The following is a 25529-nucleotide window of genomic DNA, read 5'->3' as shown; positions in this document are numbered from 1 at the left end:
TCAAAGTAATGACTAATCGTCCTCAATTACACCTGAATTTACTTTTTAATAATGCTGGCAACTATAGCTCGGCTTGGCGTTGGCCTGATAGCGATCCGGGTGCTTTTAATGCGGATATTCAATATTATGTGCGTACAGCCAAGCTGTGTGAACGTGGGACTTTCGATGCAGTTTTTCTTGCGGATCATCCTGCTCTTAGCGATCATCCTGAATATCGGCCATTTCAATCGCTGGAGCCAACGATCGCTCTAGCGACAGTGGCAGCAGCTACCGAACGCATTGGCTTGATTGCCACAGCATCTACTACATATAATGAACCCTATAATATTGCCCGGCGCTTTGCGTCGTTAGATCATGCCAGTGGCGGTCGCGTCGGCTGGAATGTGGTGACAACGGCTAATGTTGAAGCTGCTCATAACTTTAGCCAGACCGATGTTGTCTCACATGGCTCACGCTATGAAAGAGCCGGGGAATTTACTGAGGTGGTACAAGCCCTTTGGGATAGTTGGGAGGACGACGCATTCATTGGTGATAAAGCTTCTGCGCGTTTTATCGATACCTCTCGCGTACATAAAATCAATCACCAGGGTAAGTATTTTTCTGTACAAGGGCCGTTGAATGTGCCGCGATCGCCACAGGGTCGGCCAGTTTTGGTACAAGCTGGCGGCTCTGATGATGGCCGAGACTTGGCAGCGAAATATGCAGAAGTGGTCTTTACATCTGCCCAATCGTTGCCACAGGCAATTGCTTATGCCAATGATTTACGTGACCGCGCTAGGAAATTTAAGCGATCGCCAAATTCAATTGTCATCCTACCAGGTCTTGTCACCGTTATTGCCAGCACGGAAGCGGAAGCAAAGCGCCGCGAACAAGAACTTTGGGAACTAGTACCAATTGAATACGGGCTTGGTAGGTTAGCTAATATACTTCAGGTCGAGCCTGAGGTTTTGCAGTTGGACAAGGGTTTGCCTGAGAATTTGCCATTGCCAGTAGATGGGAATCAAACTATGTTCAAAGTTGCAGTTGATGTTGCTAGACGTGGCAATCTAACTGTGCGCGAGTTGATTAAAGCGCTAGGCGGTGGTGGTACGATGCACCGAATTATTGTCGGAACGCCGGAACAAGTGGCAGATTCCATCGAGGAATGGTTTCTATCGGGTGCAGTCGGTGGGTTCAATGTAGTTCCAGACGTAATCGCCTCAGGGTTGGAAACATTCGTTGATTTTGTTGTGCCAGAGTTGCGCCGTCGGGGTATTTTCCGCACTGAATATACTGGTCGCACCCTCCGAGAACACTATGGACTTGAAAGGCCAGAGAGCCGATATGCTCGCCAAAAACGTGAGGCTGTTATTGCACCTGTATTCTAAATGAGGAGATGATCGAATGAGTTTAAAACACAAAGTAAATAGTTCAATAAGGATAAAGCGCCGCTATTTTCTCATCACAACAGGATCAGCGATCGCATCGATTTTTTTTGCTAGTTGCACACCCAAGCAAAATTCACCAACGAGTCAATTAGTCAGCCAGTCAACTACCCAGCCAGCTAAAACATCACTACTGAAAGTCGGCTCTCGAAATACTGTCACTGAAGATATTTTAAAATTCATTCAAAAAGAGCTAGCTCCTAGTCAAGGCTTAGAGTTCCAAATCGTGACAATTGGCGATTCGGTAAAGATTAATGATGCCCTGAAAAATCGGGAAATTGATGCTAATCTTTTCCAGCATGAACTATTTATGAAGCAAGCTGCTAAAAGACTTAATGCGGATTTTGTCATGCTCAATCGCAGCTATACTTCTGTATTTGCACTCTACTCAAAACGGCTAAAAATAAAAACCGTTGGTGAAATTCCGGTAGGAGCGACAATTGGTATTTCTAATGATGATAGTAATCAGGATCGCGCTTTAAAATTTCTGAAACATCTTGGTTTAATCAATTTGAAAGAAAAGTCAGGTGAGTATTTCACCGTGCAAGATATAATTGCCCATCCCAAAAATCTCAAAATCAAGGAATTAGACAATTACGCCCTTGCTAGAGCGTTGGACGATCTTGATTTAGCTGTGGCATATTCATCCTTCCTTCTCCAAGCCAAGATAAATCTTACCCCCATTGCGTTAGATGATATTGGGATTGCCGACAAAAAATATGCCACAGGCTTGGCAATTTTACCCGAAAAAGCAAATGACCCCAACATCCAAAAACTCAATAAATTGCTTCTCGATCCGAAATTGAAAGATTTTATCAACACCAACTATAAGGGTACTGTCGTGCCTTCATTCTAAACTACAAGATAATTGAGATGAGCGTCATACACAAAGTTTCAACAGTGATAAAGCGCCGCTATTTTCTTCTCACAACCGGATCGGCGATCGCATCTAAGCTGTTGTGATTATAGTTTGCACATTGAGGCGGCAGGGGAGCAGGGAGAAAGGGAGACAAGGGATGACAAAGCAATATCTCTCCCTTGTCCCCCTTGTATCCCCAATAGGATCTACCAATTTGCTAGTGCATCATAAATTAAGCCCAATTGCGTACTACAACAATTTTGAACTGACGTTCTTGGGGCAAAATATAATCTAGTGAACCGTAGTGTTGCAAAGCCCACTCCCGCAAGTCTTGAACAGCACGAGTAAATATCTCATCAGGAATCGTCCAAGCTGCACTTTGGATTTTGTTTTCTTGGTTTTCTAGCAATTTGCCCACAGTATCTTCAACTCGCCATTGGGCAGCAATTTCGGTGGATAAAGTAGCACCTTGTACTTGCAACTCTGTCAACACCTCTTCTTCCGTCGCACCATAATGCGGTAAAGGATGACCGTAGCCATCTAATATAGCTTTCCAACGCTCAGTAAATTCCCATCTCTGCGAATTGACATCTTCATCAGCCTTAACAGAGGCAGCCTGACCGTGAGTGTAGAGCAAAATACCACCAGGTTTGAGAACGCGACGGATTTCTGCTAAAGCTTGCTTCCAAGCAGCAATCAGGTGAAACACATGAACTGTTAAAGCTACATCAAAAGAATTATCATCAAATGGTAAAGCCGTAGCATCTCCTTTGATTGCTGTTAATTGATGGGATACACCCTCTAATTTTTGGTGCAGTTCAGCCAACATATTTTCGGAAACATCTACACCAGTGTATGAATAACCTCTTTTAGCAATTGGAACAGCAATTCTGCCAGTACCGATACCCGTTTCATAGAATTTAGTCTCTGCTGTTGGTGAAACTAGATTGAGAATAAAGTCGGTGACTTGCTCAGAAATACCTGGTGGAAATCCCCTAGTTGCATCGTAAATATCAGACACTCGATCAAAAGAAATTGTGTTAGTCATATCGATCCTTATGTGAAAAAATCATTCGTATTAGTACAACTAAACAAGAGAAGCTACGTAATGATAATTATTAAAAAATCAAGGGTTTTTCCTAACTAAATTTCTGAAGAACTGGCTTGATTTAGAAGGTCAATTGCATCTTGATCGAGGTTGAGATTGACAGATTTAATGATATCGTTGAGTTGCTCAATCTTTGTTGCACTAACAATAGGAGCAGTAATAGTCGGATTAGCAATCAACCACGCTAAAGAAACTTGGGTGGGAGTGGAATTATAAGTCTTTGCCACTCGATCAATTGCCTCTAGAATTCGGAAACCGCGAGGATTTAAATATCTTTTTACGGAATTACCACGGAGACTAATAGACAAATCTTTTTCTGAGCGATATTTACCAGAGAGAAAGCCACTGCACAGAGAGGAATAGTTAATCACACCAATTTCCTGTTCTTGGGAAATTTTTTGTAAATCTTGTTCATAATCATCTCTGTCATACAAGTTATAACGAGGCTGAAGACTTTCGTAGCGAGGATAGCTATACTTACGGCTGATTTCTAATGCTTTTAAGAGACGTTCTGCACTATAATTTGAAGCACCAATTGCACGTACTTTTCCTTGACGAATTAATTCTCCGTAGGTTTCAAGAGTTTCTTCAAGTGGAGTATTTTCATCGTCGATATGTGATTGATATAGATCAATATAATCAGTTTGCAACCTTTGCAATGAGTCTTCAACAGCTTGTTGGATGTGTTTACGAGAAAGCCCTTTGCCTTTAACACCCATATCGTTACCAACCTTAGTAGCAATCACCACTTGATCGCGATTACCACGCTGCTTGAGCCATTTTCCTAAAATTGCCTCAGACTCTCCACCTTGATTTCCTGAAACCCACTTGGAATAGACATCGGCTGTGTCAATAAAATTACCTCCAGCCGCTATAAAGTGATCTAAAATTTCAAACGAAGTATTTTCATCAATTGTCCACCCAAACACGTTGCCACCAAAAGATAGCGGTGATACTTCTAGTCCTGAACGTCCAAGTTTACGTCTTTGTGTAATGACCATAAGTTTTTCTCAAGACAGTTTTAGAAATTACTTGTGCCAACTGTGGCTAATTCAAATGAAAAATACAGTCTGCTATTTAAATTACGATAAGTCTATTGATAATTAGTATTTAGATAGATAAATGCAGAGTATCATGGAAAATAATCCAAAATCAAGTCCTCTTATCTCTCCAATACTACTTTCGCTTTTTAGAAGCAGGGTATTTTGGTTATGTCAGAAAAATTAGCTGGAATCCCAACGCGTGATTCCCGTCACCATGCGAGGTGATGACGGGAAGAACAAAGAATTATTCTGGAAAAAATGAATGAGGATTAGCTTAACCTACATCATCATGGGCAAAGCGGTTAAAGAGGAAGTCTAGGGCATAGTTACGTAATTGGTAATATTGTGGATCTTCCATGATTCTGGCGCGATCGCGCGGACGAGAAAAAGGAATTTCCATAACTTCGCCAATTTTCGCATGGGGGCCATTGGTCATCATCACCAATTTATCTGCTAAAAATAGTGCCTCGTCGATGTCGTGGGTAATCATCAGCACTGTACAGCGGTTATCGCCCCAAATTTTGAGCAATTCTTCTTGTAACTCTTCTTTGGTAATGGCATCTAGCGCCCCAAAAGGTTCATCTAAAATTAAAACTTTCGGACGAATTGCCAAAGCACGGGCGATAGAAACCCGTTGTCTCATCCCGCCGGACATTTGCATCGGTTTCTTTTCCATCGCATCAGCCAGTCCCACCATTGCTAGATGATCGCGGACGATCGCTCTTTTTTCGGCTTGTGGTTTGTTGGGATAAACGGCGTTAACAGCTAAGTAGATGTTTTCAAAAGCAGTCCGCCAAGGTAGCAAAGCATAGTTTTGGAAGACAACCATCCTGTCTGGGCCTGGTTGGGTAATGGGTTCTCCTTCCAGCAACACTTGCCCAGAAGTGGGAAAGTTAAAACCAGATACCATATTTAGTAGTGTCGATTTGCCACAGCCAGAGTGGCCGATGACGCAAATAAACTCGCCTTGTTCGACGTTGAGATTAACGCCGTCGAGTACGGTGAAGGGGCCTTTCTTGGTCGGGTAGACTTTGGTAACGTCTTTAATTTCTAGGAAAGGTCTGCGGCTGGTAGTTGTAGTAGTTAATGGTTTTCCTAGTGTGTTTGTAGCTGTTGAGTTGCGGTTTTGCATGGTATTTGGGTATTGGGTATTGGGTATTGGAGACTGGGAATTAGGGATTGGGGACTAGTCGCTGCAACCTAGAGGTTTCTTAATGAAGTTCAAAGACTCGTTAACGGAGTTCAAAAGATTTTTAACAACTAAAATTATTTAATCGTGTGAAGTGGGCATCTTGCCCGCCTTTAATTACGGGCACTCGTATCGCCCACCCCATAAGAAGTAAGATGTCTTACTTCTTCCACATCTCTCTTTCTCTCACGATTTTTTTATGACGCGAGTCTCCTTCTTGGTGCATCAAGAACAACTTCCGCGACTGAAAAATCACATTTAATTTTTAAGCTGTTGAGATAAGCGATCGGATCGTCGGCGTTAAAGGGAGTACCATCGAACAGTTTGATCGGTTGGCGAATATAGCTAATATCCAAACCTAATTCTCGTGCGGCGGTGCTGAAAACACGCACTCGACAAACCCGTTCAACAACTTCTACCCAATTTCTGGGGAAGGGAGTATCACCCCAACGCGCCAATTGACTCATAATCCAAATTTGTTCGGTGCGACTGGGGCGGTTAATGGCAGACTCAGAATAAAACTGGTGATGGGCATAGTCTTGCAACGGATGGTCTAAGTCACAAGTGAGACTATCTGGATCTTCGAGTTGAATGTATTCTAAATCAGTGCTGACGTAATCTCGCCCTGCTAAAATTTGCCGAATCTCTTGGGCATTATCGGGATTTGCACAATACTGACAAGCTTCTAGCAAAGCTTTCGTCAAAGCAATATGCGTATTGGGATAATTTTCTGCCCAATCTTCGCGCACACCAAGAACTTTTCCGGGATGCCCGAACCAAACTTCTAAGTCGGTAGCAATGGTAAAACCGACATTTTCCACAGCGGCGCGGTAGTTCCAAGGTTCACCTACGCAGTAACCATCAATACTTCCGGCTTTTAAGTCGGCTACCATTTGCGCTGGGGGAATGGTCTTCATGTCTACATCAGTGTCGGGGTCAATTCCTCCAGCTGCTAACCAGTAACGTAGCAGCAAGTTGTGCATAGAAGCGGGATGCACTACCCCCATTGTGTGCCGTTGTTCGCGGGTGCGAAGCAGATATCTTTTGAAATCTGATAAGGTTTGCACCCCTTGGTCATAAAAGTGTTTTGCCAAGGTGATAGCGTTACCGTTGCGAGTCATGGTGAGGGCGGTGACAACGGGCAGAGGTTGGTTATTATGTCCTCCCAAAGTTAACCACATCGGCATCCCTGAAGGCATTTGAGCCGCATCCAAATAACCGCCACTTATGCCATCGACGATACCCCGCCAGTTGCTTTCGCGCACGAGGTTAACTTCATCTAAACCATGCTTGACAAAAAAGCCTTTTTCTTTAGCAACTGCCAAAGGGGCGCAAGCGGTAAGCGGTAAAAAGCCAATTTCTAGGTTAACTTTTTCCAACCCATGACGGGCAACGTCGGCAGTTTTTCGCGCCCGAATTTTCTTAATCCGTTTTTGCTGATTGAGGAAGTAAATCATCTCACTCCGCAAGCTGTAGTAGCTGGGATGTTCTACTACTTCCATGCGCTTGCGGGGTCTAGGAATATCCACTTCTAAAATGTCACCGATTTTAGATTCGGGGCCGTTGGTCAGCATCACGATTCTGTCAGATAACAGCACCGCTTCATCGACATCATGTGTCACCATCACCGCAGTGACTTGATTTTCTTCGCAGATTTGCATCAGTTGTTCTTGCAAATTGCCGCGTGTGAGTGCATCCAATGCACCAAAGGGTTCATCTAGCAAGAGTAATTTGGGACGAATTGCTAAGGCGCGGGCGATCGCAACTCGTTGCTTTTGTCCACCTGATAACATTCCCGGCTGTTTATCAGCATGGGGACGCAAACCCACCATATTTATATGTTTTTCGATAATGGCGTTGCGTTCGGCTGCGGGTATACCTTTCATTACTGAGTCAACGGCGAGGGCAATATTTTCTCTTACCGTCCGCCAAGGTAATAAGGAATAATTTTGGAAAACCACCATTCTGTCTGGGCCAGGTTTGGTGATTCTTTGTCCTTCAAGAGTGACAATACCCTCAGTTGGCAAATCCAAACCCGCAATCATATTTAAGAGTGTGGATTTACCGCAACCGGAGTGACCAATAAGAGAGACAAATTCTCCTTTTTTAATTTGGAGATCGATTCCTTTAAGGGCGATATATTTGCCACCACCAGTTAATTCAAAAACTTTTTCAATTTGGTCAACAGCTACAAACATAGGATATTTGGTATTTGGTATTTGGGCATTGAAGATTAGAGATGATTGGGGATTAAGGATTGGAAAAATTTTTCTTAGTTCCCATTCCCCATTCACTATTTTTGTTCTGCTGGTAAAATCTTGTTTTGCAGCCAAGCCATTGCTTTATCTAGCACTAAGCCGACAATGCCGATATAAACTAGAGCTAAAATCACTTCGCTGACGTTGTTATTTTGATAAGCGTCCCAGATAAAAAAGCCAATGCCGACAATACCGGACATGACGATTTCGGCGGCGATAATTGCTAACCAAGCTAAACCGATCGCAATTCTCAAACCAGTAAAGATATAGGGTAATGCCGCAGGAATCAAAATGTTAGTGAAATATTCTTTGCGGCTAAGTTGGAGAACTTTGGCGACGTTATTGTAATCTTGGGGAATTTGGGTAACACCGACAGCAGTGTTAATTAAGATGGGCCAAATGGCGGTGATGAAAATTACGAATAAGGCAGCGGGTTCGTTTTGTCGTAAAGCTGCTAAAGAAATTGGAACCCAAGCTAGAGGTGGTACTGTCCGCAGTAGCTGAAAGATGGGGTCTAATGCTTTGGACATGGTTCTATTCACCCCAATCAAAATGCCTAAAGCAATACCAACGATCGCAGCTAGGGTATAACTGATAGCAACCCGTTGCAGACTAGCGAGAATCTGCCAAAACAGACCTTTATCAATGCCACCTCGGTCATAAAATGGCCAGAAAATCAGCACCCAAGTGTCTTGAATAACTTGTATTGGCCCTGGTAATGTAGCGCCGGGAGTCCAGGCGAAGAGTTGCCAGATAATCAGGAAGATGGCGATCGCGATCGCAGGTGGTATCAGGTCAGGAAATTGCTTTTGTAGACTGGCTATAAAGCTATTACTAAATCTAGGACTTGCAGGGCGTTTTTGGGCAAGTGTCATAATGCTGTATTCTCCTCAAATTTTATTTTTTATTTGTCATAGACGCGATGAATCGCGTCTCTACAAGAGATTAATCGTGCCTCTAAATACTGACTTTTTTGATTTTCAAACTCTTCAAATATTCTTCTGGTTTTTCGGGGTCAAATTTGATGCCATCAAAGAACTGTTCTACACCACGGGATGTATTTGTAGGAATATCAGCAGTAGCTATTCCAGCTTCTTTGGCAGCTTCTTTCCAAATATCTTCGCGGTTGACTTTGTTGACAAGTTCCTTAGCCTTAGCAGCATTATTGTCAATGTAATCTTTTGGTAAGAATCCCCAGCGAACGTTTTCAACTATGAACCATAAATCGTGACTCTTATAGGGATAAGAAACATTACCTTTTTCATCTTTCCAGTAGTAAGCAGCCATTGATTTATCATCAATTTTGCGACCATCACCCATGTCATATTTGCCTTGGTATGGATCGGCTAGTATTTCCGGTGAAGGAAGATTGAAATAATTTCGTCCAGCCAAAATTTCAGCCGCTTCTTTGCGGTTATCAAAATTATCTAGCCACTGTTGAGCTTCCATAATTCCTTTTAAAATTGCTTTAGTAGCTTTGGGATTTTTATCAACCCAATCGCCTCTTATGGCAAGATATTCTTCAGGATGATTTTTCCAAATTTCTGCGGTCAATGCTGCTAAGTAGCCGATTTTGTCTTGAACAAGACGATAAGGCCAAGGGTCGCCTGTACTAAAGGCATCCATTGTTCCGGTTTTCATGTTGGCGACAGTTTGCGCCGCCGGTACTGTGAGTAATTTGACATCGGCATCTGGGTCTAAGCCGCCTGCTGCTAACCAGTAGCGAATCCACAAATCTTGGTTGACGTGGGGAAAAGTGAATGCAGCTGTGAAGGGTGTTGAGGATTTTAATTCCTTAAATAAAGACTTAGCGCTGGCGAGTTGTAAACTAATACCTTTGCCTTGGTGCTTGCTGGCGATCGCAATTCCATTTCCATGTGTAATTAACTGACATAATACATACATGGGAATTTTTTGATTGCCCTTGGTAATTAAACCTTCTGTAATTAAATGTGGCATTGGCATCTGCCATTGACCGCCATCTATCCCACCACCGGCAGAACCAATTTCTACATTGTCTCTGGCTGCACCCCAAGAAGCTTGTTTGGAAAGGTCAACATTCTTCATCCCATACTTGGCAAAAAAGCCTTTTTCTTTAGCAATAATTAAAGGAGCCGCTTCTACAATGGGAATATATCCCAACTTAACTGTAGTAGTTTCTGGTGTTTGTTCGGGACTAATATTAACAACAGATTTAGCAGTTGGTTTTACTTGAGTGCTTCTCCCAGTTAGATTTTCAGGAGGATTACCCAAACAGCCTTTGAGGAATATAGTACCCGCAGATGCTCCGGCTGTGAAGATAAATTTGCGGCGAGAAATTTGATTAAAAAATTCTGTCATAATGTCTCCTGAAAAGGTAAATGTTATTTTTATAGCTATGACAAATTAGGCAAAAACCTTGTGTTTCTTGCATTATTAATGATTAATCAAGCTATATTTGACCAAGCGATCGCAGCCATTTCATCAATGAAATAGCTACCTGTATAACAATACGGTTCGATTAGTGATATGTTGCCCAGGAGATCCCCCTAACCCCCTTTTTAAGGGGGGCTTATAAACCTCTTTTACCCCCTTTTTAAGGAGGTCGCCGTAGGCTGGGGGATCTTAACCGAACCGTATTGACCTATATAAGAACTCGGTTAAATTATTGACTCTGCTTTTTTAATCTGATGCAGAGGTGTCATTCACCTTGTTGAAATCAGTTTACAGCCTTTGAAGCCGAAATTATTAACTTTGATTCGGGATTATTAAACAAATATTAGATTGAATGTATAAGTAAAAATTTATCTATTTTCCTTAACTATAGGAACAATTTCTAATATATAAACTCTTATTTATGAAGACTATTATGTTTGCTTTATGGTTGACTATCTTCACTTCTTTTGCAATTTAATTTTAGTGGTCATTTGTCATATATAAGTTTTTGTTTATCACAACTATTATGTTATCTCTATAATTTAGGAGCGCGCTGCGGTGAGAGCGAGATGGTAAGGCTGGGGAAGTTGGAAACCTAAGCAAATACCCAAAATAGGTATATTTATTATCCAGCGATCGCAACTATCTGCCGTTTTTAACACCACTAATAAACCCCGTCTCTTTAAGCAGCAGCCGTAGTTCTGCGTGACGAAGTTTAGTGTCCTTGTTGTTATTTTCCCACATATCAGAAAAGAAGTCTTGCATCATCGCAATGATGCTGCGGTACTTGACGATGCTGGCAACATAAAACTTATCTAACTTCATGACTCCATCAGCATGTATCTGCTCAATGTTGTCGAGTAATAGAGAGCGCAGTTCATAAGGTTTTAAGCCTTCTTTTGTACCATATTTTTCCATAATCTGGCGTTTATCTTTCTCCGAACATAAATCATACGGCGATTGAATCAGATGACCAAGATTCCGCAGAACTTCTCCGTAGTCATAAAATGCGTTCTGCTTAAAGAAAAACTTTTCATCTTTCGTCAACGTAAAACTCTTGTCCAGTACCAAACCAAAATCAGTCAAATATATCTGTTTACCGTCGGTGAGGATATTGCGAAAATGTGCGTCAAAGTGGATGATTCCCTTTCTCCTCAAAAAGGTAATCGTCGTGCATAAGTCATTTAGGGGTTTTTGAAGTTTGTTAGGGTTTTCCCGCAGCCATGTTTCCAGAACATGCGGTATATACTCTAGAAACAGAACCAACTCATAGTTGGCGATCGCTCTATCTAACATATAATTCCCGGCGTTGGTACTATTGCCCCAGTACTCCACATAATCTTTTAGACGCGACCTATCTACATCCGCCCGCCGCCCAGAGAAAGGAATAATCCGATAATGGTACATCAGTGGGAAAGTGGCAATTACCCCCGACAATACCCAGTTGGTTGTCTTGATATGGGTAACAAGTTCCCGGAAGACCCCAAAACCAGTGGAACCGAAGCCGTAATTACAATAAGTCGGCAGATCATAGAGGTTTCTGGTGGAGAAAAGGTTGTCATATTCGATGTTTGTAACCGGAACACGTTTCACAAAAACCTTGGATTCCCCAAGGACGATGGTGTGATTCATCCCCCAACCCGTACTCGACTCATACGACTCACTATTGTCAAATAGAGAACGCAATTGTGCATTATCCAACTGAGCAATTTGTGAACTGAGCTTGAAGTACCTCTTGCTTCTAAATTCTATATGCTTCTTAGGCATTTTTCCCCGTCCAGCCACAGCATGAGAAACTGTCAGACTATTCTGATACCAATTCAATTAATGATTGCAAAACATCTTTGGCTAAAGACGCGATTCATCGCGTCTCTACAACGCAAACAATTGGGAGTAGTTCAAGTAGTATATTCGGCGTTAATCTTCACGTAGTCATAACTCAAATCACAACCCCAAGCTTTACCTACACCATAACCATTGCCGACGTTAACGGAGATTAACACCGTATCCTGTTGGAGATAAGCACCCACTGATGCTTTTTTCAAATAAGCACTCGCTGCTGCGCGATCAAAAGTTAAGGGTTGCCCATTTTCTAACATTAAGAAATCCCCTAGCTTAATTTGCAGGTTTTCTTGTTCAAAGGGCACACCTGCACGTCCGGCGGCTGCGGCGATGCGTCCCCAATTTGGATCGCGTCCAAAGATTGCAGATTTAACTAAGGATGAACCAGCGATGGTTTTGGCTATTTGCCTAGCTGAGAGTTCGTCATGAGCGCCAGTCACTTCCACTTCAATGAGACAGGTTGCACCTTCACCATCACGAGCGATCGCTTTGGCTAAATGCTGGCAAACTGCTGTTAACATCGCCTCTAATTTCTCTGCTTCTGCGCCCCATTCTATAATTGCTGGGGTGCGAGATTGACCATTTGCCAAGGCAATTAAGCTGTCGTTGGTGCTGGTATCACCATCCACAGTAATGGAATTAAAGCTTCTATCAGCTGCCCTGGCTAACATCTGTTGCCAAAGGTGAGGCGAAACCACAGCATCACAAGTCACAAATGCTAGCATGGTTGCCATGTTGGGGTGAATCATGCCGGAACCTTTGGCAATGCCGCCAATTCGTACCGGGCGGTCGCCTATAGTTGTCTCTAGGGCAATGGATTTTGTTACCAAATCTGTAGTGATAATCGCCCCAGCGGCGGCATCTGAGCCTGTTTCTGAGAGTGCTGCTACTACCTTGGGAATCCCACTTCGCAAAGCATCCATCTTAATTCTTTGACCAATCACACCAGTGGAAGCCAATAACACAGATTCAGATGAGATATTCAGGGCTTGGGCTATTGCCATTGCAGACTCTAAAGCATCAAACCAGCCTTGATTACCTGTAGCAGCATTTGCTTGTCCAGCATTACAGAGAATGGCACGAGCGCTCTGTTTAGCTTGCAAGCGTTGGCGACAATAGTCTACGCAGGCTGCTTTGACTTGGCTAGTGGTGAATACACCTGCTGCGATCGCTTCCACCTCTGAAAATATCAAAGCTAAATCTGGCAACCCCGAAGGTTTCAACCCTGCGGTAATTCCCGCCGCCTGATATCCTCTTGGTGCTGTGATGCCACCTGTTATTTCTTGCCAATCTGCCATTATTCTTCAGGGTAATTGAAAGTTTGAGAGATTTAAAAACCCTCCATACAAATGAAGGGCTATCGCATCAGTTCACTGGAATTATTTTACACAATTCCTGGAATAGTAAGTTAACTACCTTGCTCGTTTTACTTGTTAATTCAAGCGCTCTAGTAAACGATCGCCAACTCGCAAGGAATTAGCGATAATGGTCAGCGTGGGATTGACGGCGGAACTGGATGGAAAGAAGCTGCCATCGACAACATAGAGATTATCCACGTCATGAGTACGGCAATTAAGATCGAGTACGGAGGTTTTTGGGTCTTCTCCAAAAAGACAAGTACCGCATTGATGACCAACTGATTGCAATGGCATCATGTTGCGGGGATAGAGGCTAAATGGAATACAGTGTTCTGCCCGATCGACCTGCTTGAGAACAGCTACCCAGCGTTTAGCTAGGCGATCGCTTGCTTCTAAATTGTTGGGTTTATAGTTTAAGTAAAGGCGCTCTTTTTCTACCCGCACACGATTCTCAGGATCGGGTAAGTCTTCTGTTTGCAACCACCAGCCAACTGTATGATCGGCAACTGTTTTCAGTTCTGCTCCTGGTCGCAGCCTTAATAGTGGAGCCATCAGTGCGGGAACTTCGGCAGGTAGCATATCTGCCAATACGTTGCCAGTATTTTGTACCAAACCCATTGGGTAGGGAAAATCAGATTCGCCCCAATAAAAATCACTAATGGCGATCGTTTTTTGATAAACAGATGGATTGAGTTTTGTATTTAGTTGCACCATTGCCATAGAAATATGCTTCATCAAGTTGCGCCCCACCCGATCGGAACTGTTTGCTAATCCGTTGGGATGTTGGTCATTGTGCGATCGCAATAACAATGCTGCTGAGTTAATCGCGCCGCAAGCAACTACAACAATATCGCCTGTAAAGAATTGAATTTCACCGTTAATCTCAGCCTCTACGCGGGTGACTTCTCGACCAGAGGGACTTGTATGTAACCGTGTGACTTTGGCTTCAGTCAGTAAAGTAATGTTTTCATGATGGCGAATGTGTTGAATACAGTTAACTTCAGCATCGGCTTTACCTTGAGTTAAACAAGGAAAGCCATCGCAGGTATCGCAACGAATACAGTTCCCCAAGCTTTTATCTACTTCATTCAGTTTCAATCCCAACGGCAGATTAAAGGGATGCAAACCAGCTTCCCTCAGACTGTTAACAAGTTCCTGCATTCGGGGTTCATGGTGTACGGGAGGATAAGGATAAGGTAAACTCCTAGCTGCCTCAGTGGGATCGATACCCCCTTGACCGTGGACATCATAAAGCTGCTCTGCTTGCGTGTAGTATGGTTCAAAGTCGCGGTATTTTAATGGCCATGCTGGTGAAATACCGTCCTTGTGTTCCACCTGCTCAAAATCACGTTCGCGTAATCGCAACAAAGCTGCACCGTAAACTTTGGTATTACCACCAACCCAATAGTTCGTTGCTGGACGGAAGGGTTTATGGTTTACGTCGTACCACTGCTCTGGAGTGTGATACCGTTCTTTTTGGTAAACTTCCAGCGCACTCCAGTTTTCCTTTTCTCGCGGTAAAAATTTACCTCGTTCCAAAATTAAAATTTTCTTGCCACTGGGTGCAAGATGATAGGCTAAAGTGCCACCACCCGCCCCAGTGCCAATGATAATTGCATCATAATGAGTGTTCATTGTCAGACAATTTTGGATTTTAGATTTTGCGAAAAGTTGCGTGCGGGGGTTCCCCCCGTTGAGCAAACTTTTCAAGACAGATTTTGGATTTTCGATTAACTCTACAGATAATCAAGGAATAATTGTGACCAATTATTCTCCGGGAATTGGCAGAGAGTCGCTCAAATCGATTTTTCCGTGACGATTGTAGTCACAGCGAAAAATACAGCGTTTGTGATTGTTGTGATGCAATTTGGCACACTTGACGGCGCGTTTGCCAAATAGATATTGATATACTCCTGATGCCAGAAACATCCCCGCAGGTGGCACAATTACATATAACCAAAATGCTGTCCAAATGTGGGCAGGTAAAGCAGAAGCAAGGCTGCGGGCAGGGTTCATGCTAAAGCCAGATAGAGGAGCTTCAAAAAAAACGTAAAGCATTACCAGAAATCCGGCAAATAGCCCTGTAAAGCGATTGAGTTTCTGGTTGTTACTACTTAGCAAAACTGTCATCATCATTACAAATGCAATGACTAATTCGCCCAATAAAGCCACAACCCAACCTGATGTTCCTGGGACGGTGACGATATAGTTCACAGGCGTTTTAGTGAACACCTGACCCAGCAATAATGCCACCAAATAAACCCCAAACAATCCGCCCAAACACTGAAACAGAATGTAAAAAATAGCATCCTGACGTTTAACTTTTCCCAGGCGATAGAACGTGAGCGTGACAGCAGGATTCATGTGTGCGCCGGATTGCTTGCCCCAAGGCGAATAAATCAGAGTAATTGCTGTCAAACCCATAACTACACCAATTAAAAACCGACGCAAATCGCCATTGGGAATTGCTTGATGAATCGGAGAACCAGGATACTGAAACACACAGGTAAATACTCCCGCAGCAATCAGAAATAATCCCAGTTCTGCTGCTTCCATTAAGTATTCTGGTAAATGCGTTCTAAATGTTTCCATACTGCTCTTGCGCTCGGTGTTCAGCATTTTGGAGAATTAGCGCGGCGACTAATCCTGTCCAGCCTGTTTGATGACTAGCTCCAATACCCGCCCCGTTATCTCCGTGAAAGTATTCGTGGAATAAAATATAGTCGCGCCAATGGGGATCGGATTGAAATATTTCTAGACCGCCATATACTGGACGACGACCGGTAGGATCTTGCTCAAAAATCGCCACTAAGCGATCAGAAAGGGCGATCGCTATTTCCTTTAATGTCATTTCTTCCCCGGAACCTGTGGGATATTCCACCTTCAAGCTATCTCCGAAGTAATCATAAAACCTCCACAATGATTCAATAATTAAGTAGTTTACCGGGAACCAAATCGGACCACGCCAGTTAGAGTTACCACCAAACAAACCTGTGGTAGATTCGGCGGGTTCGTAACGAACGCAGTAATCATGTTCGCCTGAATGTAAAACATAAGGATCTTTGAGGTGATGCTTGGAGATGGCGCGAAGTCCGTAATCACTCAAGAATTCATTCTCATCCAGCATCCGTTGCAGAATACGTTGTAACTTTGTCTTGTAAGCGATCGCTAATAGCCTTCTCGCACCTACCCCCGGTGTTTCCATACAGGCGACATTATTTTTTAAATCTGGGCGATTGCGAATGAACCATTCCATCCGACGCTTGAAGCCGGGAAAACGTTGTAAGGTTTCTAATTCCAAGACTGTGACAGCGTAGAGGGGAATTAACCCAACCATTGAGCGCACTTTGACAGGAAATTGCCGTCCATCGGGTAAATGCAGGGCATCGTAGTAAAAGCCGTCTTCTTCATTCCACAGCGAAATATCTGCATTCCCAATGCCGTCAATAGCATCGGCAATGTAGAGAAAATGCTCGAAGAACTTACTGGCAATGTCTTCGTAGGTAGAATCTTCTTTGGCAAGTTCCAGGGCGATCGCTAGCATATTTAAACAGTACATTCCCATCCAGCTTGTACCATCTGCTTGATTGAGATGTCCGCCTGTGGGTAGTTCCTTGCTGCGGTCAAATACCCCTATGTTGTCCAGTCCCAAAAACCCGCCCTGAAAGACGTTCTTACCTTCTACATCTTTGCGATTTACCCACCAAGTAAAATTCAGCAACAGCTTGTGAAAGACCTTTTCTAGAAAAGCGCGATCGGCTTTTTTGCAGGACTTCTGCTCGATTTGATAAACCCGCAAAGCTGCCCACGCCTGCACAGGTGGATTAACATCACCAAATGCCCATTCGTAGGCAGGTAATTGACCATTGGGCTGCATATACCATTCCCGTGTCAAGCGGTCAAGCTGCAACTTAGCAAAATTTGGATCAATGACAGCTAGGGGAATCAGGTGAAAGGCTAGATCCCAAGCAGCAAACCAAGGGTATTCCCATTTGTCTGGCATCGAGAGGATATCTTCGCTAAATAGAGAAATCCACTCATGGTTCCGTCCCGTCTTTCTTTCAGATGGAGGTGGCGGTTGTTGACGATCGCCCTTGAGCCAGTCATGAACGACATAGTTATAATACTGCTTGCTCCATAGCAACCCGGCGAAGGCTTGGCGCTGAATATTGCGCTCATCTTCTGATAGGGGAAAGGGACAAATGCCCTGATAAAATTCATCAGCTTCGGCAATGCGTGTCTGGAAAATTGTTTCAAAATCTTTGCCAAAAGGATCTGTCAGTGTTGGCACATCACTCAACCGCAATAGCACAACTTTAGTTTCACCTGGATTGATGGTTAATTTGTAGTGAGAAGCAAACTTTGTGCCTATACGTTTGGAATTGACGGCTGCTGTTTTCCCATTCACCACATACTCATTAATGCCATCTTTGACATAAGGTGAGTCATTGTTGTAACCAAATATTCGTTCGTAATTGGTTTCGTTGTCGGTAAACAGAAGTTCTGTATCTCCTTGGCAGTAAAGCCAACGAGTTCCCAGGTGAGAATTCTCGGCTTCAATTAAACTGAAGTTGGAATCTGAGCTAATCACTTTCATAAAAGGTTTCTCAATTTCGGGATTCCAAGCCCAGATATTCCGAAACCAGAGTGTTGGCAGTAGGTGGAGTGTGCTGGCTTCTAAACTGCGATTAGCGATCGCAATTTGAATTAAAATATCTTCCGGTGCAGCTTTGGCATACTCGACAAAAACATCAAAATAACGGTTCTCAGCAAAGATCCCCGTATCAAGTAGCTCAAACTCCGGCTCAAATTTGCTTCTGCGTCGATTTTCTTCTACTAGTTGCGCGTAGGGAAATGCTTGTTGGGGATACTTGTACAAGCATTTCATGTAGGAATGGGTGGGCGTATTGTCAAGATAAAAGTAATACTCTTTAACATCCTCACCGTGATTACCTTCTGTGCCGGTTAGTCCAAACAATCGTTCTTTGAGAATGGGATCGTTGCCATTCCAAAGGGCGATCGCAAAACACAAACGTTGCCGACTATCAGAAATACCAGCAATGCCATCTTCACCCCAACGGTAAACACGCGATCGGGCATGATCGTGAGGAAAATAATCCCAAGCAGAACCGTCGCGGCTGTAATCTTCTCGCACCGTTCCCCATTGGCGATCGCTGAGATAAGGCCCCCAGCGTTTCCAGTAGGCAACACGTTCCTGATCTTCCTGCAATCTTACTTCTTCTGGAGTCACGTCGCTTCGCTCCGAATTCAAAATTCAAAATTCAAAACGGGTATGGGGCATTGGGCATTGGCAATGAGGCTTTTAGCTCCGTGAACGAGGCTTTTAACTCCGTTAATGAGTCTTTGAACTCCACTCCTCTGCTCCCTGCTCCCTGCCCCCTGCCTCTCTATTGCTCTTGATAATTCCAGAGCAACCCACCGTCAACAAAAAATGTTGTACCTGTTACATAATCTGATTCAGAAGATGCGAGAAATGCAACTATAGACGCAACATCTCCTGGTTGCCCTAATCGTCCCAAGGGAATGTTTTTCAGGAGCGCTCCTAACTTCTGTGGATCGTTTAAAAGTTTAGTATTGATAGGGGTTTCAATTGCCCCTGGCGCAACATTATTAATATTAATGCCATGAGGAGCCAGTTCCACAGCTAAATTACGGGTGAGCATTTTCAAGCCACCTTTGCTAGCACAGTAGGCAGCAAAGTGCGGAAAGGGTAATTCTTCGTGTACAGAACTAATATTAATAATCTTGCCAGGTTGCTTTGTTTCTAGTAGGTGTTGCACAAATGCTTGTGTGGCAAAGAATATTCCTTTGAGATTCACATTCATCACAGCATCGTAATCGGCTTCAGTCACATCCCAAAAATCGGCGTTTTTTTCTATTCCTGCATTGTTAACCAAAATATCTAGCTTGCCAAAGTGGGAAATACTGTCTGCAATCATGCGCTGCACATCGGCAACCTTACCTGTATCTCCCTGAATTGTAAACCCGTCTACTATATGGCACTGACCACCAGCAGACTTTATCTTCGACAAGGTTTCTTCTGCACCTTCTGGATGAGAGCGATAGTTGATAACAATACTTGCTCCTTCCTGTGCTAGACGAATTGCGATCGCCTGTCCTATCCCTTGACTACTCCCTGTAACCAGTGCAATTTTATCTTTTAGTTTCATATACCTGTTCCAATGACTTTAGTATTGAAAGCGCTCTGTTACATCAAGTCTAGTTAATTCACGATCATCCGATATAGCGTTTCCCGACAAGCGTGAGGTATACCCATAGGGGCACCATACGTGTCAACTTAACGTGAAACCCTTGTCAAGACGCGATATTCAGTTCTCTGGCTTCCCATCACGATCAGCATCACCCCACCCTAAATCCCAGATTACCGTAAAATCCGTGGCAGAAGGCACGAATTATGGTTGGTATTATTACTAATCTTACTGGGAGGCTCTGCCTAGCCAGAGCCTCTTAGAATACATTCCCAGTCTCCAGACTGGGAACGAGGTGACACAAGCCTTTCGCCTTTTCTTAGTGCCATTCGGCACAGAGTCAACACACTCGTACCACAAGGTGGAATTCAAAATTCAAAATTCAAAATGAAGGCAGCGTAAGCGTTTCATCGATTTTTAAGGGGTGTTTATTTACGCCGTGTTGTACTAGGCAGTAGTAAGATTTATCACGGCGAGGTGCAATATTAATTAAGGCTTCTCTAAAATTAGTATATTTGTTCTAATGAATAACATCATCGCCTATGTCGATATATCCGTCATTACTAAAAATTGTAAGGTTTATATGTTTTTTACAATGAACTCCTCAATAAATTTAAGCCTGCGCCACAGGAGATACAGTTTAACCTTGACATTAACATCAATGTCAAGGTTTAGCCTAAGAGAGTCCCTGTTAATTCATCTCTCATGCTCTACCCCCAACGTTTGGGCCAATTCACTAGAGAACACGCAGATACCGTAGCCGCCCTTTTGTGTGGCTTATTGTTATTTCTTGGATGGTTCGCCTTGCATCTCGGATGGTTAGGATTCGCATTCCTGCTGCTACCTGCTGCTTATGTAATTGGTGGTTACGAAAGTGCGCGGGAAGGATTAACCACCCTCTTTAAAGAAAAGGAACTCGATGTAGATTTGCTGATGATTGTCGCCGCGATTGGTGCTGCTAGCCTCGGCTTATGGCGAAGAGAATATCATCTAATTATTGATGGAGCAATTTTGATTTTGATATTTGCCATCAGTGGCGCATTAGAAGGCTATGCAATGCAGCGAACTGAACGCAGTATCAGAAGTTTGATGAGCCTGACACCAGATACAGCAAGAGTTTTACTTCAGGGAAGGGAAGAGGAAATTCCTATCAGTCAGCTAAAAGTGGGTGATGAAATTGTTGTCAAACCTGGAGAGCTAATTCCTACTGATGGGATAATTTTATCTGGTTACAGCACCCTCAATCAAGCTGCAATCACAGGCGAGTCTTTACCTGTAGAGAAAACAGTCGGTGCAGAAGTATTTGCCGGTACACTTAACGGCTATGGTGCATTACAGATTAAAGTACACAAACCAGCCCAAAGCAGTTTGATTCAGCGTGTGATTCGCTTGGTAGAACAAGCGCAGACAGAAGCACCTCCTTCCCAAGAGTTTATCGATCGCTTTGAAAAGGGATATGCAAAAATCATTGTAGTAGCCGGAATATTGCTGGCAACTTTACCGCCATTTCTTTGGGGTTGGGATTGGGAAACAACAATTTATCGCGCTCTTACTTTTCTGGTGGTGGCTTCTCCCTGTGCGCTGATGGCTGCAATTATGCCCACCCTGCTTTCGGGAATCGCCAATGGCGCAAGACAGGGGATTTTGTTTAAAAATGGGGCGCAGTTGGAGAAGATTGGCCAAGTCCGTGCGATCGCATTTGATAAAACTGGTACTCTCACAACAGGACAGTTGCAGGTATTTCAGGTAGTTTCAGTTAGTGAATACACTCAAGTTGATGTACTAAAAGCAGCTGCTAGTGTGGAATCATCTTCTGAACATCCCATCGGTAAGGCAATTGTACAGGCGGCTAGTGATTTAAATTGGGTTGCTGCAATCGAAGTACAAGCCATACCTGGACAAGGAATTGTCGGAATTGCTCAAGAACAACAGATAGTTGTCGGAAATGCTGTTTTTGTGCAACAGTATGTCACAAATTTACCTGAAGAATTGCGAGAAATCGCTCAATCTTGGGAGCAAGAAGGTAAAACTGTCGTTTGGGTTGCACGGGGAGTAGAGGTAATGGGTGTAATTGCGATCGCAGATCAAGTCAGATCGCAAGCAGCCGCAACCATTACCCGGTTAAAAAAACTGGGAGTTGAACAAATTGTCATGTTAACTGGGGATAATCAGGAAACTGCTCACAGTGTCGCCAAAGCCGTCGGAATCGATCGGGTATATGCCCAACTTCTACCAGAAGATAAGCTCGATGTGATCCGCCGTCTACAGCAACAATATCAAACTGTGGCAATGGTGGGCGATGGAATTAATGATGCACCAGCTTTAGCACAAGCATCTGTGGGTATAGCGATGGGAATATCTGGTAGCGATGTGGCGCTGGAAACCGCAGATATAGTACTGATGGCAGACAAGTTAGAAAAAATTGCTGTAGCGATATATTTAGGTAGGCGATCGCAACTCATCGTCAAACAAAATATAGTCGTAGCGTTGGGTTTCATTCTGTTGCTTTTAGTCGGCAACTTTCTAGGAAATATTAACCTACCCATCGGCGTTATTGGCCATGAAGGTTCCACAGTGTTAGTTACCCTTAGTGGACTAAGATTGCTTAAATAAAAATACAAAAGTAGTACTTTGTCAAGCTATTCTTAGTAAGAATGAGGTTTTTGTTAGAGAGCGGCAACAGCAGTAGCAAAGAGGTTTTTGTCGTCTATCTCACGTTGAATAGACGAACTCGTTGCCGCGTCATCCCAACGAGTTCTAAAATCTGGAACCTAGATGTTGCAAACTAAAAGAACACTAGCTTATATGTATCACCAATTTTACCAATAGGCGCAGAAGATGAAATATTTTTGTATTCGTCTTGATAGGTTAGATTAGCAATACATTCAAGCTGTACTTTGTCAGTATGTGTCTTTCAAAATCTCTCTCTATCTGACTCTGAGAGTTCAACTTCAACTTCACTTATTGTTACTTGGAAGTCTTTATCCTCAAAGCCAATAAATGGAAGTAAGAGCATTTTCTTGAATAGATTGCCTGCACCTGCGTTATTAAACCCTTCAAATGTCTTGTCAGAGAAATACATTAGTTTTAATATGTCTTCTTCAGTTCCACTTTTGAGAGTTGCAGTCAACTGTTGGATAAAAACATAGAGATTTATATTGCTTTTACCTCAGAATTAGCTTGAGTCATAACAGTTGAAAAAGTGTAATTCTAACCAATAGAAAAAAGTAATATATTTCTAAAAATCAAACCACCAGTATAAAAAGCTGGTAGTTTTTGTTCCAATCTAACAGCTTTAATCAACTAAAATATAACTTGCTTCCCATCAATGTAAACTTGACAGATTAGTAGTAGAGCAAGGTAATGGCTTTTGGTCAGTGATAACATTGATCGCTGTCTTCAACCAATCAATATAAGTCTCTTCTCTTCGGATCACCAACTCCAGCACCAGCCTTTGCATCACCTGTTCGCGATTGGCAGATTCATCATCAAGTGATGGCAAATCGATGGTTTCACATTCAGCCAGCTTTTTGCTTCGAGCCGCTAATTGTTGCTCAAGTAGATGAATGATGGTTTCATTCGACAACTGGTCTGCAAAATGCAACTGGACTAGCAAAGGTTCTCGTAGAGTTGGTAAGGGCTGATGAATCCCCAGCCATCGGCTAAATTCAGCTTTTCCTGGCTCCGTCACACTATAGACTTTGCGGTTGGGGCGATCGTGCTGAATCTCAATAGTACAGGTAATCCAGCCTTGCTCAACTAGCTTATCGAGAGTTCTGTAAATTTGTGCCTGATCTGCTGGCCATAAATGGGCAATGCATTGATCAAAGCAGCTCGTTTTGAGGTCGTAGCCCGTCATTTCTTGCTGCTGAAGAAGACCTAGAATTACATTTGCTAGCGACATGAAGACGGTTTTCCCATAATTGATATTTTCTCGCTCAGTTCTACGCTATGTAGTTCTTATAAGTTTATGCTAATATATGATTAATCTAATATAAGATATAACGGCTATAAAAAGATATGTTGATTACAATGCTTCTTAGCAAGGAAACCTAATAGGTAAAAAACTCCGCTCACAAGGGCATGGCGTATGGAGAAGAGTTACCAATGCCCAATGTTGAGAAATTATTTAAGCCATTGAAGACTATTGTAACGAGAGGATGGGTAAAATTGACTTCTAACACACTTCTACAAAGAATACATCAACATCAATATCTGCGTGATTTACGAAACAAACTACTCCACCTTCACAAGATGTTGCTGGAGACAGAACGCATTGCCTACGAACAGGTTAGTGGACGAGTATCAAGTGGAGAACTCCTTCAGCTAGTTATCGCTCATGAACAATTTGCTTGGCTACATCAGATTTCTGAGATAGTTGTGCAAGTTGATGAAATGCTCCAAGCAGATGAACCAATATTGCTAGACGATTTCCAAAAATTGATTGCTGATGTCCGCACATTGATTGTGCCGTTAGAAACGGGCAATACCTTCGAGAGAAAGTATTACAACGCTCTCCAGCGCGAACCTGGTGCGGTGTTGGCACATGCGGAGATATCCAGATTTCTCACAGATTAGGTACTGGGGATTGGGGATTGGGGACTAGGGATTAGAACTCTTAAGATAAGTGTGTGGATTATGTGGATTCAGTCCTCAAGCAAATCTTAATACTTTGACAACCTCAGTGCTAAATGCATAAGTGCTGAGTATTTTTTACTTACTCAGCACTTATGCACTTGGTACAAGCCCCGCCCCTTGTAAGCATTGTTGTACTAGTAATATTGTTATAGTCGATCAATTATCTTGGCATTCTCTGGTAGCTTGGCGTCTCTTTGCCCAGCAGTACGCGCTCTAGCTGTGAACAAACCAATGGGAGTATTTAATAAGTTTACAAGGGTGGCTTGACCCGCGATGCCTGGGTTGGGCTGCGCCAACGCCTTTTTAATATCTCTTGGTATTTCTTTCAATAACCAACGTGTCAAACGATAGCCGTATTCTTTGGGTGTCATCTCTCGCATCAAATCTACACCGTGTAGTTCGTGCAGATAGCGATTTGAGCGTCCATAGCGCCGCCATTGACTTTGCAATTCTTTGAGTGTATTGCGGTGGCGGTGCTGAACGATCGCATCGGGAGCAAATTCCAAACGTCCGATGTTTTCCCCTAAAATCCGCCAGCAAATATCGGCATCGCCACCAGTGGTAAGATAAGGGCGAAATAAACCAGCTTTTTCTAAGGCTATGCGTCGAATCGCCAAATTAGCCGTTTGACCATAGGGACGAAAGGAATGGTTCAGAGTGTGCTTTTGCGATAGAGTTTCCTGAAGTTCTGCGTGTCTTTCTAGTAGTGTTGTGCCTGGTAGTGCCACAATTTCACCAGCAACAATTACCACTTCTTTATTGATAAAAGGTTTAATTAGTGTATCTAACCATTGTGGTTGTGGACGACAATCTGCATCGGTAAAAACGATAATTTCACCCGTAGCGGCGCGAATCCCAGTATTTCGAGCAGCATAAGAGCTTTGAATTTGGTTTTCACTCAATGGGTGAATTGTAATTGGGTAATTTTCGGCAGATGTTTTGAGGATAGTGAGAGTGCGATCGCTACTATTATTGTCCACCAACAAGTACTCTACCCGTTCTTTTGGGTAAGTTTGAGACAATAGACAATTGATTAACTCTGGTAAATCCGCCTCACCGTTATAAATAGGAACAACCACCGACACCATTGGTAAAAAGCTGGTGGCGGTGGCTGCATCAACTGACTGATGATTCATAAATCTGAGATTTGGGAGATGGGGTTACT

19 protein-coding genes are annotated in these 25529 nt (G+C 43.2%); 4 read left to right on the top strand and 15 right to left on the bottom strand.

The features are described 5' to 3' along the window. The first annotated feature begins 8 nt into the window (after positions 1-8). Positions 9-1367 carry an LLM class flavin-dependent oxidoreductase gene (locus tag FD723_RS01645; protein WP_179063805.1) on the top strand — a complete coding sequence of 453 codons (1359 nt, stop codon included), beginning with the start codon at positions 9-11 and terminating at the stop codon, positions 1365-1367. A gap of 16 nt (positions 1368-1383) precedes the next feature. Continuing rightward, positions 1384-2280 (top strand): MetQ/NlpA family ABC transporter substrate-binding protein, encoded by an 897-nt coding sequence (locus FD723_RS01640; protein ID WP_179063804.1) that lies wholly within the window; start codon positions 1384-1386, stop codon positions 2278-2280. Between the two features lie 235 nt (positions 2281-2515). On the opposite strand, the gene FD723_RS01635 is transcribed toward FD723_RS01640, so the two are convergent. The 12 genes from FD723_RS01635 to FD723_RS01580 form a co-directional block, all read right to left on the bottom strand. Next, positions 2516-3331 carry a class I SAM-dependent methyltransferase gene (locus FD723_RS01635; RefSeq protein ID WP_179063803.1) on the bottom strand — a complete coding sequence of 272 codons (816 nt, stop codon included), beginning with the start codon at positions 3329-3331 and terminating at the stop codon, positions 2516-2518. Between the two features lie 95 nt (positions 3332-3426). Further along, entirely contained in the window at positions 3427-4392 is a 966-nt protein-coding gene (locus FD723_RS01630; protein ID WP_179063802.1) for an aldo/keto reductase, read from the bottom strand. A gap of 316 nt (positions 4393-4708) precedes the next feature. Next, positions 4709-5566: a nitrate ABC transporter ATP-binding protein gene (locus FD723_RS01625; protein WP_179063801.1), complete on the bottom strand. Its 858-nt coding sequence runs from the start codon at positions 5564-5566 to the stop codon at positions 4709-4711. A gap of 254 nt (positions 5567-5820) precedes the next feature. Then, the gene (locus FD723_RS01620) at positions 5821-7821 is read right to left on the bottom strand and encodes a nitrate ABC transporter ATP-binding protein (RefSeq protein ID WP_179068986.1); all 2001 of its coding nucleotides are present in this window, start codon (positions 7819-7821) and stop codon (positions 5821-5823) included. A gap of 95 nt (positions 7822-7916) precedes the next feature. Then, positions 7917-8756, bottom strand: coding sequence for a nitrate ABC transporter permease (gene ntrB / locus FD723_RS01615; RefSeq protein WP_179063800.1), 840 nt, complete (start codon positions 8754-8756; stop codon positions 7917-7919). 82 nt (positions 8757-8838) lie between these two features. Further along, the gene (locus FD723_RS01610; protein ID WP_179063799.1) at positions 8839-10221 is read right to left on the bottom strand and encodes a CmpA/NrtA family ABC transporter substrate-binding protein; all 1383 of its coding nucleotides are present in this window, start codon (positions 10219-10221) and stop codon (positions 8839-8841) included. A 717-nt stretch (positions 10222-10938) separates the two neighbouring features. Next, a complete protein-coding gene (locus FD723_RS01605; protein WP_256875015.1) occupies positions 10939-12120 on the bottom strand; it encodes a hypothetical protein in 1182 nt (393 codons plus the stop codon). A 74-nt stretch (positions 12121-12194) separates the two neighbouring features. Further along, positions 12195-13436 carry a bifunctional ornithine acetyltransferase/N-acetylglutamate synthase gene (argJ, locus tag FD723_RS01600; RefSeq protein ID WP_179063798.1) on the bottom strand — a complete coding sequence of 414 codons (1242 nt, stop codon included), beginning with the start codon at positions 13434-13436 and terminating at the stop codon, positions 12195-12197. Between the two features lie 135 nt (positions 13437-13571). After that, positions 13572-15131: a GMC oxidoreductase gene (locus FD723_RS01595; protein WP_179063797.1), complete on the bottom strand. Its 1560-nt coding sequence runs from the start codon at positions 15129-15131 to the stop codon at positions 13572-13574. A 132-nt stretch (positions 15132-15263) separates the two neighbouring features. After that, positions 15264-16088, bottom strand: coding sequence for an MIP/aquaporin family protein (locus tag FD723_RS01590; RefSeq protein ID WP_179063796.1), 825 nt, complete (start codon positions 16086-16088; stop codon positions 15264-15266). Next, positions 16075-18747, bottom strand: a complete 2673-nt coding sequence (locus FD723_RS01585; RefSeq protein WP_179063795.1) for a glucosidase — start codon at positions 18745-18747, stop codon at positions 16075-16077. The genes FD723_RS01590 and FD723_RS01585 overlap by 14 nt, the downstream gene beginning before the upstream one ends. A 157-nt stretch (positions 18748-18904) precedes the next feature. Further along, positions 18905-19687, bottom strand: a complete 783-nt coding sequence (locus FD723_RS01580; protein WP_179063794.1) for a glucose 1-dehydrogenase — start codon at positions 19685-19687, stop codon at positions 18905-18907. Between the two features lie 744 nt (positions 19688-20431). On the opposite strand from FD723_RS01580, the gene FD723_RS01575 reads away from it, so the two are divergent. Next, a complete protein-coding gene (locus tag FD723_RS01575) occupies positions 20432-22339 on the top strand; it encodes a heavy metal translocating P-type ATPase (RefSeq protein ID WP_179063793.1) in 1908 nt (635 codons plus the stop codon). Between the two features lie 301 nt (positions 22340-22640). On the opposite strand, the gene FD723_RS01570 is transcribed toward FD723_RS01575, so the two are convergent. Together FD723_RS01570 and FD723_RS01565 are read right to left on the bottom strand one after the other, a co-directional pair. Continuing rightward, on the bottom strand, positions 22641-22856 hold the full coding sequence (locus FD723_RS01570) for a hypothetical protein (protein ID WP_179063792.1): 216 nt from the start codon (positions 22854-22856) through the stop codon (positions 22641-22643). Positions 22857-23051: 195 nt separating this feature from the next. Next, a complete protein-coding gene (locus tag FD723_RS01565) occupies positions 23052-23630 on the bottom strand; it encodes a PadR family transcriptional regulator (RefSeq protein ID WP_179063791.1) in 579 nt (192 codons plus the stop codon). Positions 23631-23980: 350 nt separating this feature from the next. Here FD723_RS01565 and FD723_RS01560 point away from each other — a divergent pair, with 350 nt between their 5' ends. Next, complete coding sequence (locus tag FD723_RS01560; RefSeq protein WP_218651831.1) at positions 23981-24304, top strand: hypothetical protein; 324 nt, start codon at positions 23981-23983, stop codon at positions 24302-24304. A 206-nt stretch (positions 24305-24510) separates the two neighbouring features. On the opposite strand, the gene FD723_RS01555 is transcribed toward FD723_RS01560, so the two are convergent. Continuing rightward, positions 24511-25500, bottom strand: a complete 990-nt coding sequence (locus FD723_RS01555; protein WP_179063789.1) for a glycosyltransferase family 2 protein — start codon at positions 25498-25500, stop codon at positions 24511-24513. Between the last annotated feature and the right edge of the window lie 29 nt (positions 25501-25529).

It is taken from the genome of Nostoc sp. C052 (assembly GCF_013393905.1).
Lineage (GTDB): Bacteria > Cyanobacteriota > Cyanobacteriia > Cyanobacteriales > Nostocaceae > Nostoc.
This window is presented reverse-complemented; position numbering and strand designations above follow the sequence as displayed.

What these genes read in the sequence shown, in the direction of transcription:
- FD723_RS01610 (WP_179063799.1), bottom strand. Translation starts at nt 10,221, where the DNA reads ATGACAGAATTTTTTAATCAAATTTCTCGCCGCAAATTTATCTTCACA.
- FD723_RS01620 (WP_179068986.1), bottom strand. Translation starts at nt 7,821, where the DNA reads ATGTTTGTAGCTGTTGACCAAATTGAAAAAGTTTTTGAATTAACTGGT.
- FD723_RS01590 (WP_179063796.1), bottom strand. Translation starts at nt 16,088, where the DNA reads ATGGAAACATTTAGAACGCATTTACCAGAATACTTAATGGAAGCAGCA.
- ntrB (WP_179063800.1), bottom strand. Translation starts at nt 8,756, where the DNA reads ATGACACTTGCCCAAAAACGCCCTGCAAGTCCTAGATTTAGTAATAGC.
- FD723_RS01640 (WP_179063804.1), top strand. Translation starts at nt 1,384, where the DNA reads ATGAGTTTAAAACACAAAGTAAATAGTTCAATAAGGATAAAGCGCCGC.
- FD723_RS01575 (WP_179063793.1), top strand. Translation starts at nt 20,432, where the DNA reads ATGCTCTACCCCCAACGTTTGGGCCAATTCACTAGAGAACACGCAGAT.
- FD723_RS01645 (WP_179063805.1), top strand. Translation starts at nt 9, where the DNA reads ATGACTAATCGTCCTCAATTACACCTGAATTTACTTTTTAATAATGCT.
- argJ (WP_179063798.1), bottom strand. Translation starts at nt 13,436, where the DNA reads ATGGCAGATTGGCAAGAAATAACAGGTGGCATCACAGCACCAAGAGGA.
- FD723_RS01625 (WP_179063801.1), bottom strand. Translation starts at nt 5,566, where the DNA reads ATGCAAAACCGCAACTCAACAGCTACAAACACACTAGGAAAACCATTA.
- FD723_RS01555 (WP_179063789.1), bottom strand. Translation starts at nt 25,500, where the DNA reads ATGAATCATCAGTCAGTTGATGCAGCCACCGCCACCAGCTTTTTACCA.
- FD723_RS01635 (WP_179063803.1), bottom strand. Translation starts at nt 3,331, where the DNA reads ATGACTAACACAATTTCTTTTGATCGAGTGTCTGATATTTACGATGCA.
- FD723_RS01580 (WP_179063794.1), bottom strand. Translation starts at nt 19,687, where the DNA reads ATGAAACTAAAAGATAAAATTGCACTGGTTACAGGGAGTAGTCAAGGG.
- FD723_RS01595 (WP_179063797.1), bottom strand. Translation starts at nt 15,131, where the DNA reads ATGAACACTCATTATGATGCAATTATCATTGGCACTGGGGCGGGTGGT.
- FD723_RS01560 (WP_218651831.1), top strand. Translation starts at nt 23,981, where the DNA reads ATGTTGCTGGAGACAGAACGCATTGCCTACGAACAGGTTAGTGGACGA.
- FD723_RS01630 (WP_179063802.1), bottom strand. Translation starts at nt 4,392, where the DNA reads ATGGTCATTACACAAAGACGTAAACTTGGACGTTCAGGACTAGAAGTA.
- FD723_RS01565 (WP_179063791.1), bottom strand. Translation starts at nt 23,630, where the DNA reads ATGTCGCTAGCAAATGTAATTCTAGGTCTTCTTCAGCAGCAAGAAATG.